Below are 12,540 nucleotides of genomic sequence, written 5' to 3'. Positions count from 1 at the left end.
ACCGCCCGTACCGCCGTCCCCGTACCGTCCTCGCGATGGACCTGCCGGTCCGCCGGGCCCTGTTCGACGACGCGGCACTCGCCCGGCTCGTCGCCGTCGCGGACACCGACCCGTCATGCGTGGTCGGCGACTTCGCCGACCCGGCGGTCGCGGACCGGCTCGCGGAGGCGGAGGCCCTCTTCACCGGCTGGGGCTGCCCACCGCTGACCGCCGGGGCACTCGAGCGGATGCCACAGCTCCGTACGGTCGTGCACGCGGCGGGGTCCGTGAAGCACCACATCACCGATGCCTGCTGGCAGCGGGGCCTCACGGTCGCCTCCGCGGCGCAGGCCAACGCCCTGCCGGTCGCCGAGTACACGGTCGCGGCGATCCTCTTCGCCGGGAAGCGGGTGCTGTACACGGCACGCGTGTACCGGGAGCAGCGCCGCTGGGTGAGCCCCATCGACGTCATCGGCTCCGGCGGCAACTACGGCCGCACGGTCGGGGTCGTCGGCGCGTCCCGGATCGGGCGGCGGGTCGTCGAGCTGCTGCGCCCCTACGACCTGCGGATCCTGCTGCACGATCCGTACCTCCCGGCGGACGAGGCGGAACGGCTCGGCGTCCGCCCGGTGGATCTGGACACCCTCGCCCGTTGCAGCGACGTGGTGACCCTGCACGCCCCCGAGCTGCCGGAGACCCGCCACCTGTTCGACCGTGCCCGGCTCGGGGCGCTGCCCGACGGTGCCACCGTCGTGAACACGGCGCGGGGCTCGCTCGTGGACACCGCCGCCCTCACCGACGAACTGGTCTCCGGCCGGCTGAACGCCGTCCTCGACGTGACGGACCCGGAGGTCCTGCCGGCCGGCTCACCGCTGTACGACCTGCCGAACGTGCTGCTCACCCCCCATGTGGCCGGCTCCCTCGGCAACGAGCTGGGCCGTATCACGCACGCGGCGCTGGACGAGCTGGAGCGGTACGGGCGCGGACTGCCGTTCGCCGATCCGGTCCACCCGGAAGCCCTCGCCCGGTCCGCGTGACCGGCGGGCGGCCCCGCTCGACGGCCGGCCGGCGTCCCCTGGAGGGAAGCGCCGGCCGGCCGTCACGGTAAGGGGCACGCGGCTCAGTCGGGGCGGGCGAAGAGCCGGCCCAGCTTGTCGCCCCAGGCACGCCGGTCCGCCAGCCGCAGTCCCTCCCACACGGTCACCTGGTTCGCGGTGAGCACCGGCTTGCCCAGCGCTTCCTCCAGGTCGGCCAGATGGGCGACGGTGTGCAGGGCCGTGTCCGGCATCAGCACCACGTCCGCGTTCGGATGGTCGGCCGAACGGGCGAGGTCGAGCACCTGCTCGCGGTCCCAGGTGCCGACCTCCTCCGCGGTCAGGATGCCGGCGTCCCGGCCGGAGACGACCACGGCGCCGGACTTCTCGAGAAACGCCGCGAAGTACTCGGTGACGTCCGCCGGGTAGGTGGCGGCGATCGCGACCCGTGGCGTACCCAGGTGCCGCACGGCGTTCACGAAGCCGAACGAGGTGCTGGACGCGGGCAGCCCCGCCGCCTTGGCGAGCTCACGCACCTGCTCGTGGGCGCCTTCCCACCCGAGGACGAAGCTTCCGCTGGTGCACGCCCACACCACCGACTCGGCCCCTTCCAGCCGCAGCGCCTCCACACCGGCGGCGAGCCGCTCCGGCGAGCCCATCTTCAGCAGCGCGTCGAGGCGGTGCGCGTCCTCGCCGATGTCGGTGTGGACGATGGGCAGCCTGATGTCGCTGTCCAGCAGGACCTCGAGCCGTGGGTAGTCGTCCTCCGCGGAGTGTCCCGGGTAGAGAAGTCCGACCGTCGTCATGTCCAGCCTTCCTGTTCTTCGGGATCCGGCTGCGCGTCCGGCAGCGTCCCCGCGAGTGCCTCCGGCTCCATGAGAAGTGTCTGGTAAGGGCCGACGGCCCGGGAGCCGATGGCGCGCAGCGCGGCCCACATCGTCACCTGGTTGGCGGACAGCACCGGCATCCTCAGTTCGGCCTCCAGCTGCGGGATCGTGTCGTACGTCGCCAGGTTGGTGCAGCTGATGAACAAGGCGTCGGCCGCTCCGACCACCGCCGTTCTCGCCATGTCGACCACCGCCCGGTACGGCACCTTCCAGATGTGGCGGGTCAGGCCCAGAAAGGCGCAGCCCGTCACCGTCACTCCAGCTTCTCCCAGATATGCCTCCAGTGAGCGGGTGACAGACTCCGTATAGGGCGTGACCAGGGCGATCCGGCAGGCGCCGAGCTCCTCCAGCGCTTGCAGCAGCGCCCCGGAGGTGGTGAGGGAGGGCACCTCGCCCGCCGAGTTCATCACCTCGCACATGGCGCGTTCCCCGGCGAGGCCCCCCACAAAACTGCCCGAGGCGCAGGCGTACGCGATGACCTCGGGCTCGGAAGCGCCGAGGGCCCGTACGGCCTCACGCAGCGTCTCGTGCTCACTCACCAGACGGGCCAGGTCGAGGGAGACCCCGACGGGCACGAAAGGGGTGCGCGTCAGACGCAGCGAGACGTCGTCGGGGACCCAGCGCCACAGCTCACGGTCGAGCGCGAAGTCGAACGGGGCGACCACACCGACGCCGTGTTGCGGCTGCGGTCCACCCAGAAAGGAGACATCCATCGCAGGCCCCCTCGGTGTCTTGTTGACGACGGTAGGTTCGGGTGCGAGCGTGGTCAATCCGTACATGTCAGACGTGAGGGAGCGGTTTCCGCCCGATGTCCGAACCGAAACTTCTCGTACTGGCCGCCGACCCCTTGCCGCGGCTCGGCCGGCTGACCGGAAAGGTCCGTGTGGCCTACGCGGACGAGGACACTCTCGCTGACCAACTACCCTCGGCAGACGCTTTGTTGGTATGGGACTTCACCTCCGACGCGGTCCGCCGTGCCTGGCCGGGCGACGGCCCGCGGCCGCGATGGGTGCACACCCCGAGCGCCGGCGTGGACCGGCTGCTCTGCCCGGAACTGGCCGAATCCGACACCGTGGTGACCAACGCCCGCGGAATCTTCGAGGCGCCCATCGCCGAATACGTGGCCGCCCTGGTCCTGGCCATGGCCAAGGACCTGCCCGGCACCCTGGACCTCCAACGGCAGCGGCGCTGGCAACACCGCGAGGGCCTGTCGGTGGCCGGGACACGGGCCGCGGTGGTCGGAGCGGGACCCATCGGCCGGGCGATCTCCCGCACGCTCAGGGCGCTCGGGATCCGCACCGCCGTCGTCGGCCGGACGCCCCGCGACGGCATCCACGGCGTCCGCGACCTCGATCCGCTGCTGGCCCGGGCGGACTGGGTGGTGTGCGCGGCGCCGCTCACCGACGACACCCGGGGCATGTTCGACGCCCGGCGCTTCGACCTGATGCAGCCCTCCGCGCGCTTCGTGAACGTCGGACGCGGGCCGCTCGTGGTCGAGAGCGACCTGATCGCCGCCCTCGACAAACGGTGGATCGCCGGGGCGGCCCTGGACGTCTTCGAGCAGGAGCCGCTCCTGCCCGACAGTCCGCTGTGGGACACGCCGGGCCTGATCGTCTCGCCGCACATGAGCGGAGACACGGTCGGCTGGCGCGACCGGCTCGGGGAACAGTTCGTCGACATGTACGAGCTGTGGTCCGCCGGAAAGCCCCTTCCGAACGTGGTGGACAAGAAACGTGGGTACGTCCCCATGCATGACGACTCGCCTGACTGACCTCACCGCACGTCGACTGCTGGCCGGCTACCGAAAGGGCGACTTCTCCCCCGTCGAGGCGACCCGCGCGGCACTGGACCGGATCGAGGAGACGGAACCGCAGGTCAACGCCTTCGTCCGGGTCGACGCGGAGGAGGCCGTGGCCCAGGCGGAGGCGTCGGCGCGGCGATGGCAACGCGGTGAGCAGGAAGGGCTGCTGGACGGGGTGCCCGTCACGGTGAAGGACCTCCTGCTGCAGCGCGGCGGCCCGACCCTGCGCGGCTCATGGACCATCGGCAGCGACGGCCCCTGGGACGAGGACGCGCCGTCGGTCGCCCGGCTGCGCGCCCACAACGCGGTGTTCCTCGGCAAGACGACGACCCCCGAGTTCGGCTGGAAGGGCGTCACCGACTCGCCCCGGCACGGGGTGACCGGCAACCCCAGGGACCCGTCGCGCACCGCGGGCGGCTCCAGCGGCGGGAGCGCCGCGGCCGTGGCGCTGGGCGCGGGCGCGCTGTCGCTCGGGACGGACGGCGGCGGCTCCGTCCGCATCCCGGCGTCCTTCTGCGGTGTCTTCGGGCTCAAACCGACGTACGGGCGGGTGCCGATGTATCCGTCGAGCCCCTTCGGGACGCTGGCCCACGTCGGGCCGCTGACCCGGGACGCGGCGGACGCGGCGCTGATGCTCGACGTGATCACCGGCGAGGACTGGCGCGACTGGTCCCACCTGGGCCCCTCCTCCTCGGTGGCCGCGGGCCTCGCCGAGGGCGTCAAGGGCCTGCGGATCGCGTACTCCCCGTCGCTCGGCGGCCAGGTCGCGGTACGGCCCGCCGTCGCCGCGGCGGTACGACGGGCCGTGGGCGCGCTGGCGGAGGCCGGGGCGTACGTCGAGGAGACCGACCCCGACTTCACCGACCCCGTCGAGGCCTTCCACACCCTGTGGTTCAGCGGCGCGGCCCGGCTGGTGCAGCACCTCGGAACGAAGCAGCGCGAACTGCTCGACCCCGGCCTCCGGGAGATCGTCGCGGCCGGGGCACGGTACAGCGCGCTCGACTATCTGGCGGCGGTCGACACGCGGATGGCGCTGGGCCGGCGGATGGGCCGCTTCCACACGTCGTACGACCTGCTGGTCACGCCGACGCTGCCGATCACGGCGTTCGAGGCGGGCGCGGAGGTCCCCGCGGGCTCACCGCACCATCGCTGGACGGGGTGGACGCCCTTCACGTACCCCTTCAACCTGACGCAGCAGCCCGCGGCGTCGGTGCCGTGCGGCACGGACGAGGCGGGCCTGCCGATCGGCGTCCAACTGGTCGGTCCGCGGCACGGGGACGCGGTGGTGCTGCGCGCGGCGCACGCGCTGTACGAGTCGGGCGTACCGGGCCGGTGACCCCTACGTCCGCCGGAAGGAGAGCGTCTCGCCCGCCGCGCCCGTCCGCCACAGGTCCTGGCAGGCGTCGGCCATCGTGTCGAGCCCTTCGACAACCTCACCCCACACGATGCCCGGCACCCACCCGGTGTCCCCGTTCAGCAGCAGGTTGTTGCGCTCGTAGAACAGCGCGAGGTCCACGACCGTCGCCCGCCCCCGGTGCGCGGCGGCGGACTCGTAGCCGTAGGAGTCCGTGCCCAACTGCATGTCCGTGAAGGTGAAATAGCACAGATCACCCGGGATGGGGGTGACCGTCGGGTTCTCCAGCGGCGGCTCCTGCGCGGCGAACGCCGGCAGCAGCGCATAGATCTCATTCCGCGCGTATTTCGCGTGGTAGACATCTCCGGCGAGCGGCAGTGCCGCCCACACCGCCGCGCAGGTCAGCGGGGCTTTGTCGAAGAGCAGACGGGCGGTGCACTCCACCCCTCGCTTGCTCAAGGCAACGGTCAGGTATCGGTCGGCCATCTCATACGCATACCCCGCGAACGCACGGGTAGCCGCGCGCCCATGGCTCGTACAAGACAACCAGGATCGATGAGCAGACGCGCCCTGTTGCTCGGCACGGCGGCCGCCGGCGCGCTGACCGTCGCCGGTGCGGCGGGGTGCAGTCGCGTGCCGTCCGGCGACGCGCTGGCCCGGCTGAAGTCCCAGGGCACCGTGCGCCTCGGCATCGCGGGCGAGGTGCCCTACGGCTATGTCGATGAGCAGGGCGAGTTCACGGGCGAGGCCCCTGAGCTGGCCCGGGTCATCTTCCAGCGGCTCGGGATAGACAGTGTCCAGCCGGTCGCGACCGACTTCGCCTCGCTCATACCCGGGCTGAACTCGCAGCAGTTCGATGTGGTCTCCGCAGGGATGTACATCAACAAGGAGCGGTGCGAGCAGGTCATCTTCGCCGACCCCGAGTACCAGATGCTCGACTCGTTCATCGTGCGCAAGGGCAACCCGAAGAACCTGCGCACCTACGAGGACGTGGTGAAGGCGAAGGCGAGATTCTCCACCGGAACGGGCTACGCCGAGATCGCCTACGCGGTCGCCGCGGGCATTCCGGAGAAGGACATCGTCATCCTCCAGGACCAGGTGGCCGGGCTGAACGCCGTCGAGTCCGGACGCGTGGACGTCTTCGCGGGCACCGCGCTGACCGCCCGCGAAGTGGTGAGGAAGAGCACGAAGGCGGAGGCGACCGAGCCGTTCGCGGCCGTGGTCGACGGCGAGAAGCAGATCGACGGCGGCGGGTTCGCGTTCCGGCCGACCGACACCGAACTGCGTGACGCCTTCAACGTGGAGATCCACAAGATGAAGAAGAGCGGCGAGCTCTTCCGCATCCTGAAGCCGTTCGGCTTCACCAAGAACGAGATGACCACGCTCACTGCCGAGGAGCTGTGCCGATGACAGCGGGACTCTGGCAGAACTGGGTGCTGCCCGGTATCTGGATCACCGTTCAACTGCTGGTCTACAGCGCGGCGCTGGCGGCCGTCGTCGCCTTCGCCGTCGGCACGGCACGCACCCACCGCTCGCGGACCGTCCGCTTCCTGGCGGGCTTCTACACCGAGATCTTCCGGGGCACCTCCGCGCTGGTGCTGATGTTCTGGCTGTTCTTCGTGGTGCCCCCGCTCATGGGTCGGCAGCTCGTCCCCATGTGGGCCGCGGTGCTGGCACTCGGCCTGTCGTACGGCGCGTACGGCGCCGAGATCGTGCGGGGCGCGCTGAACTCGGTGGCCGTCGCGCAGCGCGAGGCGGGCATCGCGCTGAGCTTCACGCCGTGGCAGCGGCTGCGGCTGATCCTGCTGCCGCAGGCGGTGCCGGAGATGATTCCGTCGTTCTGCAACCTGCTGATCGAGCTGCTCAAGGGCACGGCCCTGGTGTCGCTGCTGGGCGTGGGTGACGTCTCCTTCGCCGCCTACCTGGTGCGGCTGGCCACCCAGGAGAGTGCGCAGATCTACACGATCAGCCTGGTCATCTACTTCGTGCTCGCCTTCGCCCTGACGCGTTCCATGAAGGCTCTGGAGCGCAGGACCAAACGGAACGTCGGCATCGAGTCGCCGCCCGGTCTGCTCGGGGGCCTGTTCGCCAAGGACCCGGGCAGGGAGCGCGCCGAGGACAAGCTCGCCGGTACCGCGGTGGCGGGGGGTGCTTCGAAGTGACCTGGGACTGGTCCGCGGTCGCGGACTTCATGCCGCGCTTCTGGGACGGCGTGCTGATCACGCTGCAGGTGCTGGTGCTCGGCTCGTTGATCTCCTTCACCCTCGGCCTCGTCTGGGCGATCGCCTTCCGGGCGCCGACCCGTTTCATCCGGTGGCCGGTGAACCTCGTCACCGAGTTCATCCGCACCACCCCGCTGCTGGTGCAGTTGTTCTTCCTCTACTTCGTGCTGCCGGAGTGGGGCGTGCAGTTCTCCGCCCTGACCACGGGCACGATCGCGATCGGGCTGCACTACTCGACGTACACCGCGCAGGTCTACCGTGCCGGCATCGAAGCGGTGCCGCCCGGGCAGTGGGAGGCGGCGACGGCACTGAGCCTGCCCGCCCACCGCACCTGGATCGCGGTCGTCCTGCCGCAGGCCGTGCGCCGGATCACGCCCGCGCTCGGCAACTACGTCATCGCCATGCTCAAGGACACTCCGCTGCTCGCCGCGATCGGCGTGCTGGAGCTGCTCCAGCAGTCACGGCTGGAGAGCGCGTCGACGTTCCAGTACACCGAGCCGCTGACCCTGATCGGCATCGCCTTCGTCCTCATCGCCTATCCGGCTTCTCTTCTTGTACGAACCCTGGAGCGCCGCCTTGTCCGCTGACCTCACCGGCACCACGCCCGACACCCTGATCCGGTTCGACAACGTCACCAAGAGATTCGGCGACAACACGGTCCTCGACGATCTCTGCTTCTCGGTCCGCCCGGGCAAGCACGTCACGCTGATCGGCCCCTCCGGCTCGGGCAAGACCACGATCCTGCGGCTGCTGATGACCCTGGAGCGGCCCGACGAGGGCACGATCCAGGTGAACGGCAACCGGCTCTTCCCGGCCCCCGAGAAGGAGCGCCGCGAGGCGCGCAAGAAGATCGGTATGGTCTTCCAGCAGTTCAACCTGTTCCCCAACATGACCGTGCTGCGGAATCTGACGGAGGCCCCGGTGCGGGTGCTGGGCCTCTCCAAGGACGAGGCGGAGGTGCGTGCCAAGGAGCTCCTCGACCTGGTGGGCCTGGCCGACCGCTGCGACGCGAAGCCGACGCAGCTCTCCGGCGGCCAGCAGCAGCGGGTGGCGATCGCCCGGGCGCTGGCCATGCGGCCGCAGGTGCTGCTGCTCGACGAGGTGACCTCGGCGCTCGACCCCGAGCTGGTCGCCGGGGTGCTGGCCCTGCTGCGTGACATCGCGCGCACCACGGACATCACCATGCTCTGTGTGACCCATGAGATGAATTTCGCCCGTGACATCTCGGACGACGTGCTCATGTTCGACGCCGGGAAGGTGATCGAGTCGGGTCCGCCGGAAAAAATCTTCTCGGATCCGGAGCACGAACGTACTCGCGAATTCCTCGGTGCGGTGCTCTGACCTCTCACTCCGTCGGTCAAGCCTGCCCCTGGCATATGCCATGGTGATGCGCCCCAGCGTGTGACGCGGGGCGCCTCATCATTTACGCCAACAGGCGCCCATCAAACGGGTCTTGGCCGCTATCGTGGTAGGGAAGCTTGCGGTAACAACCTGCTAGGGGGAAACCGTGGCGCTGAAGCCCGAGCCGACCGCGCCGTTCCACTCGGTGCAATACGTCTTGCGCGTCCTGGAGACGATCTCCAAGCACAGTGGCGGGGTCACCGACGTCCAGATCGCACGGGAGACCGGCCTGCCGACCGGCCACCTCACCCCACTGCTGGCCATGCTCCGCCGCGAGGCGTATGTGGAGCAGGTCGCCGACGGCGCCTATGTGATCGGCGAGTCGCTGGTCCTGCTGGGCTCCGGCGCCACCCGCAAGGAGGCGCTGGCGGCCAAGCTCCAGGACACCCTGACCGAGCTGCGCGACTCGGTCGGCGCCGCCGTCTACATCAGCCGTTACATCGACGGCGAGGTCAAGATCACCCAGTTCGCCGACGGCCCCGGCACGCCGAAGGTGAACGAGTGGGTGGACTTCCGCTCCGCCGCCCACGCCAGTGCGGTCGGCAAGTGCCTGCTGACCCAGCTCGACGTGAACGGCCGCCGCGACCACCTCTCCCGGCACAAGATCGCCCGTCTGACGTCGCGCACGATCACCAGCGAGCGGCTGCTCTTCTCCAAGCTGGACAGCCAGCCGCCGACGGTCCCCGTCCTGGACCTCCAGGAATACGCGGTGGGCACCGTGTGCGCCGCCGTACCGCTGACGGCCGGCTCCTCCGTGGGCTGCCTGGCGCTGTCCCTCCCGGTCGAGCACGCGCACCGGCTGCGCTCGGCCGCCGACACCCTGAACCGCCGGGCGGCCCCGGTGGTGCTCTCGCTCGCGATCTAGAGCCGTCCGCGGCGCCTGCCTCGCACCTGGTCCGGAGCACCCCTTCGGACCAGGTACTATTAATGAGTCAGCCGCGGAGCGGCAGACGAAAGAGGCGCCGCTAGCTCAGTTGGTTAGAGCAGCTGACTCTTAATCAGCGGGTCCGGGGTTCGAGTCCCTGGCGGCGCACAACCAGACCCTGTGGGGCATTCCGGTGATCCGGGATGCCCCACAGGGCTTTTCCGTGTGCGGCATACCCGTGCCGCGCGGGGCCGGCTTGCGCCGACGTGGCGCTCCTCACAGCTCGTACGGATAGAGGGCCACCTTCTCCCGCTCCGCGTGGATGTCGATCCATGTTCCGAGGGCCCCGTCCGGCAGCGGGCCGGCCAGGTCCAGCAGGATCAAGGTCCCCGCCAGGTCCAGGACGGCGGCGGCACGGGCGACCTCGTCGAGCCGGCCGCGCAGCAGCAGACCGTCCGGCCGCGGGCCGATCCGGTAGGACTGCTCGGGGGCGGGGTGCGTGTTGGCCAGCCAGGCCACGTCCTCGTCGACCGTCCACTCGGCGTCGTACCGGCCGGGCAGCGCGTCGGGGTCACCGCACCAGCGGGCGACGACCGGTCCGATGAGAGTGCGCGCGTGAGCGAGGCACAGTCCGCCGGGGAGCTGTTCGGTTCTCTCCAGATCGATCAGCATGGCTGCGGGCGGCCCTCCGGACGGCGGAGGAGGGATCGATTCACGGTCATCCGATGATCCTGCCAGGTGCACCCGCTTTCCATGAACATCGCGGGGCAAGGCGGGCACACGACCGCGGCGACCCCCGGCGGAAGGGGTCGCCGCGGCGTGACCGGCCTGCCGTCAGAACTGCACGTCGGAGCAGGCGTAGAAGGCGTTCGCCGTGTCGTGCACCGTCCACACCGCCAGGATCAGATGGCGGCCCGACCGCTGGGGAAGGTTGCCGGAGTGGGACAGGGTGGCCGGCGGCTGCTGACCGCCGTAGGGGATGGTCAGGAAGGGCTGCGACTCCAGTGCGGCCCGGGTCAGCGGCTGGCTCGGGTTCCAGCCGGCCTTGGTGATGAAGTACTTGAAGTCGGTGGTGCGGTGCCTGGCGGTGAACTGCCAGCGGAAGGTGTAGTTCTGGCCCGAACTGACCTTGGTGGTGGGCCAGGCTCCGCCGCGCGGGTCGTCCAGTTCGGCGAACTGGCCGTTGCCGCCCGCACAGATCCTGCCGTCGGCCGGACCCGCGGCTGGGAAGCCCTTCGGGCCCTCGACGCTCTGCGGCTCCCACTGGATCTGACCGCAGTTGCTCACCGTCTTGTTGGCGCAGAGCTTCTGCCGGCTGATCGGTGAGTCGGTGTAGCCGTGGCTGCTCGCACTGCCGGTGGCGAGCAGGGTCGCACCCGTCACGACGAGGCCGACCGCGGCCGCGCCTATCTTCTTTCGCATGCTTGGCTCCTGGTAGAACGTGGGGGAGTTCCGAGGCACTTGCTGCACGCGTGCGGTATTGCTTGTTCCGGTCTAGACCAAGTTCCAATGTATTGACGCCAGTTGGAGATGTCCAGACCAATCACGGGGCCTCGACAGCACCCGCCCGACCCGTGTAGAAGGCAACGGTCAGATCCTTCACCAACGCCTTGCGCTCGTAGTCGTCAAGATCGACCAGACCACGCGCGGTCAGCCGGCCCACCGTCTCCTCGACCGCGTCCACCACCGAAGTCAGCACGGCGTTCCGGTGCTTGGCGTCGATCGCCGCGACCCGGCGGCGCTGCATCGCGGCCGCCACCTCCGGCGCGTAGTCGATGGCCACCGGCTGCGCCGAGAAGACCTCGACCCCGACCGCCGCGCACTGTGCCGCCAGCGTCTTCGCCAGCCGGTCCCCGACCGCCTCCGCGTTGCGCAGTGTCGGCACCGCCGGGAGGAAGACGTCGGCGGGCAGCTGCGAGAAGACCCGCGCGGTGACCGCCTCCACCTGCTCCCGCAGATACGCCTCGTGGTCGGCCACGCCGAGCGCGGCACGCGCCGTGTCCTTGACCCGCCACACCACCAGCACCACCGCGCGCAGCGGCGTTCCCTCGGCGTCGACGACGGCCATCGGTTCGCTGCGCCAGTGCCGCAGCCGTACGTCGATCCCCCGGCGCAGCACCAGCGGGCTGACCCACACCAGCCCGGTACGCCGCACACTGCCGCGGTAGTCGCCGCAGAGCGTGAGCACCCACGCCCGGCCGACCTGGCCCCGCCCGAGCCCGCCGAGCGCGAACAGCGCCAGGATCACCCCGAGTGTGAGCAGGCACCACAGCCAGATCCCGATGCCCGCGTAAGGCGGCGGGGTCAGACCGAACACTGCCGCGAGCACGTCCGGCACCGCCCCGGTCCCCCAGATCACCGCACCGATCCCGGCGAGCGAGCAGCCGCCCGCGACGAGCGCCGTCCAGCCCGGCAGTACGGGTCCGGGGCGCTCGGCGAGCTGCGGATCGACGGACGGCACCTGCCGGGCCGCGGCGGAGGACTTCCGCGGTCCCGGCTGCTGCGGTCCTGGCTTCCGCTCTCCTGACTTCTGCTGTCGGGACCCGTCTTGGCGCGGCTGCCGCGGATCGGGCTCGTCCAGGTGCTCGTGGGGCCGGCGCTTCGTCGGATCGGGCTTGTCCGTGTCGGCCTTCCGCGCGTCGGCCTTCCGCAGGTCCGGCTTCTGCGGGACCTGCGTCCGCGGGTCGAGGGTGCCTGGCTCGGCGCTCTGCCGTTGCTGGGGCTCGTGCGTGGCGGGCGGCTCGTCCCCGACCCTCGGCTGCTCGCCCGTGCCCTGCCGCCGGGACACGACGGTGGGCCGCAGCGGGGCCGTGTCGTCCCTGAACAGCAGGTGGACGGGGATCTCGGTCGTCGTCTCGCTCGCGATGACGAAGTTGCGCCGCGGGCTCTCGGACGGCACGGTGCCCTCCGGCTCCGACGTCGTGGTGTTCATGCCTGCCGCCTTAGCTGGTCGCTCTGTTGTGTCGTCGGGTGTGCTCTCCCCGGTGCCGTGGGACC

The 12,540-nt window shown here is 70.6% G+C and carries 14 protein-coding genes and 1 tRNA gene; 9 read left to right on the top strand and 6 right to left on the bottom strand.

Annotation, left to right across the window (positions count from 1 at the left end; genetic code table 11):
- Positions 1-35 precede the first annotated feature (35 nt).
- On the top strand, positions 36-1,016 hold the full coding sequence (locus ACIPJI_RS00890) for a hydroxyacid dehydrogenase (RefSeq protein WP_402243749.1): 981 nt from the start codon (positions 36-38) through the stop codon (positions 1,014-1,016).
- An 83-nt stretch (positions 1,017-1,099) separates the two neighbouring features.
- Here ACIPJI_RS00890 and ACIPJI_RS00885 read toward each other — a convergent pair whose 3' ends face one another.
- The gene (locus ACIPJI_RS00885; RefSeq protein ID WP_307706586.1) at positions 1,100-1,819 is read right to left on the bottom strand and encodes a decarboxylase; all 720 of its coding nucleotides are present in this window, start codon (positions 1,817-1,819) and stop codon (positions 1,100-1,102) included.
- Positions 1,816-2,613 (bottom strand): decarboxylase, encoded by a 798-nt coding sequence (locus tag ACIPJI_RS00880; protein WP_402243748.1) that lies wholly within the window; start codon positions 2,611-2,613, stop codon positions 1,816-1,818. The genes ACIPJI_RS00885 and ACIPJI_RS00880 overlap by 4 nt, the downstream gene beginning before the upstream one ends.
- Before the next feature lie 95 nt (positions 2,614-2,708).
- Here ACIPJI_RS00880 and ACIPJI_RS00875 point away from each other — a divergent pair, with 95 nt between their 5' ends.
- Both ACIPJI_RS00875 and ACIPJI_RS00870 read left to right on the top strand, forming a co-directional pair.
- On the top strand, positions 2,709-3,671 hold the full coding sequence (locus ACIPJI_RS00875) for a D-2-hydroxyacid dehydrogenase (RefSeq protein ID WP_307706588.1): 963 nt from the start codon (positions 2,709-2,711) through the stop codon (positions 3,669-3,671).
- Positions 3,652-5,037 carry an amidase gene (locus ACIPJI_RS00870; protein WP_402243747.1) on the top strand — a complete coding sequence of 462 codons (1,386 nt, stop codon included), beginning with the start codon at positions 3,652-3,654 and terminating at the stop codon, positions 5,035-5,037. Before ACIPJI_RS00875 ends, ACIPJI_RS00870 begins: the two co-directional genes overlap by 20 nt.
- A gap of 3 nt (positions 5,038-5,040) precedes the next feature.
- On the opposite strand, the gene ACIPJI_RS00865 is transcribed toward ACIPJI_RS00870, so the two are convergent.
- Positions 5,041-5,541 (bottom strand): DUF3830 family protein, encoded by a 501-nt coding sequence (locus ACIPJI_RS00865; protein ID WP_402243745.1) that lies wholly within the window; start codon positions 5,539-5,541, stop codon positions 5,041-5,043.
- A 69-nt stretch (positions 5,542-5,610) separates the two neighbouring features.
- Between ACIPJI_RS00865 and ehuB the strand changes: the two genes are divergently transcribed.
- The 6 genes from ehuB (at position 5,611) to ACIPJI_RS00835 (ending at position 9,711) form a co-directional block, all read left to right on the top strand.
- The gene (ehuB, locus tag ACIPJI_RS00860) at positions 5,611-6,465 is read left to right on the top strand and encodes an ectoine/hydroxyectoine ABC transporter substrate-binding protein EhuB (RefSeq protein WP_159691736.1); all 855 of its coding nucleotides are present in this window, start codon (positions 5,611-5,613) and stop codon (positions 6,463-6,465) included.
- Positions 6,462-7,217, top strand: coding sequence for an ectoine/hydroxyectoine ABC transporter permease subunit EhuC (gene ehuC / locus ACIPJI_RS00855; RefSeq protein ID WP_356623106.1), 756 nt, complete (start codon positions 6,462-6,464; stop codon positions 7,215-7,217). Before ehuB ends, ehuC begins: the two co-directional genes overlap by 4 nt.
- Positions 7,214-7,864 carry an ectoine/hydroxyectoine ABC transporter permease subunit EhuD gene (gene ehuD / locus ACIPJI_RS00850; protein WP_307706592.1) on the top strand — a complete coding sequence of 217 codons (651 nt, stop codon included), beginning with the start codon at positions 7,214-7,216 and terminating at the stop codon, positions 7,862-7,864. Before ehuC ends, ehuD begins: the two co-directional genes overlap by 4 nt.
- Positions 7,854-8,618, top strand: a complete 765-nt coding sequence (locus tag ACIPJI_RS00845) for an amino acid ABC transporter ATP-binding protein (protein WP_402243744.1) — start codon at positions 7,854-7,856, stop codon at positions 8,616-8,618. The genes ehuD and ACIPJI_RS00845 overlap by 11 nt, the downstream gene beginning before the upstream one ends.
- A 166-nt stretch (positions 8,619-8,784) precedes the next feature.
- A complete protein-coding gene (locus tag ACIPJI_RS00840; protein ID WP_356623109.1) occupies positions 8,785-9,543 on the top strand; it encodes an IclR family transcriptional regulator C-terminal domain-containing protein in 759 nt (252 codons plus the stop codon).
- A 94-nt stretch (positions 9,544-9,637) separates the two neighbouring features.
- Positions 9,638-9,711: transfer RNA gene (locus ACIPJI_RS00835), tRNA-Lys, on the top strand.
- 108 nt (positions 9,712-9,819) lie between these two features.
- On the opposite strand, the gene ACIPJI_RS00830 is transcribed toward ACIPJI_RS00835, so the two are convergent.
- The 3 genes from ACIPJI_RS00830 to ACIPJI_RS00820 form a co-directional block, all read right to left on the bottom strand.
- A complete protein-coding gene (locus ACIPJI_RS00830) occupies positions 9,820-10,215 on the bottom strand; it encodes a hypothetical protein (protein ID WP_307706593.1) in 396 nt (131 codons plus the stop codon).
- Positions 10,216-10,377: 162 nt separating this feature from the next.
- Positions 10,378-10,965: a lytic polysaccharide monooxygenase gene (locus tag ACIPJI_RS00825; RefSeq protein ID WP_356623110.1), complete on the bottom strand. Its 588-nt coding sequence runs from the start codon at positions 10,963-10,965 to the stop codon at positions 10,378-10,380.
- A gap of 121 nt (positions 10,966-11,086) precedes the next feature.
- Positions 11,087-12,475 carry an SPFH domain-containing protein gene (locus ACIPJI_RS00820; protein ID WP_402243743.1) on the bottom strand — a complete coding sequence of 463 codons (1,389 nt, stop codon included), beginning with the start codon at positions 12,473-12,475 and terminating at the stop codon, positions 11,087-11,089.
- Positions 12,476-12,540: the final 65 nt, after the last annotated feature.

It is taken from the genome of Streptomyces sp. NPDC086835, from assembly GCF_044745705.1.
GTDB lineage: Bacteria > Actinomycetota > Actinomycetes > Streptomycetales > Streptomycetaceae > Streptomyces.
Note: the sequence above shows the minus strand (reverse complement) of the source record. Positions and strands in the feature narration are given on the sequence as shown.

Bases quoted from the DNA above. Each gene is read 5' to 3' on its own strand.
- ACIPJI_RS00890 (WP_402243749.1), top strand. From the start codon at position 36: ATGGACCTGCCGGTCCGCCGGGCCCTGTTCGACGACGCGGCACTCGCC.
- ACIPJI_RS00885 (WP_307706586.1), bottom strand. From the start codon at position 1,819: ATGACGACGGTCGGACTTCTCTACCCGGGACACTCCGCGGAGGACGAC.
- ACIPJI_RS00880 (WP_402243748.1), bottom strand. From the start codon at position 2,613: ATGGATGTCTCCTTTCTGGGTGGACCGCAGCCGCAACACGGCGTCGGT.
- ACIPJI_RS00875 (WP_307706588.1), top strand. From the start codon at position 2,709: ATGTCCGAACCGAAACTTCTCGTACTGGCCGCCGACCCCTTGCCGCGG.
- ACIPJI_RS00870 (WP_402243747.1), top strand. From the start codon at position 3,652: ATGACGACTCGCCTGACTGACCTCACCGCACGTCGACTGCTGGCCGGC.
- ACIPJI_RS00865 (WP_402243745.1), bottom strand. From the start codon at position 5,541: ATGGCCGACCGATACCTGACCGTTGCCTTGAGCAAGCGAGGGGTGGAG.
- ehuB (WP_159691736.1), top strand. From the start codon at position 5,611: ATGAGCAGACGCGCCCTGTTGCTCGGCACGGCGGCCGCCGGCGCGCTG.
- ehuC (WP_356623106.1), top strand. From the start codon at position 6,462: ATGACAGCGGGACTCTGGCAGAACTGGGTGCTGCCCGGTATCTGGATC.
- ACIPJI_RS00830 (WP_307706593.1), bottom strand. From the start codon at position 10,215: ATGCTGATCGATCTGGAGAGAACCGAACAGCTCCCCGGCGGACTGTGC.
- ACIPJI_RS00825 (WP_356623110.1), bottom strand. From the start codon at position 10,965: ATGCGAAAGAAGATAGGCGCGGCCGCGGTCGGCCTCGTCGTGACGGGT.
- ACIPJI_RS00820 (WP_402243743.1), bottom strand. From the start codon at position 12,475: ATGAACACCACGACGTCGGAGCCGGAGGGCACCGTGCCGTCCGAGAGC.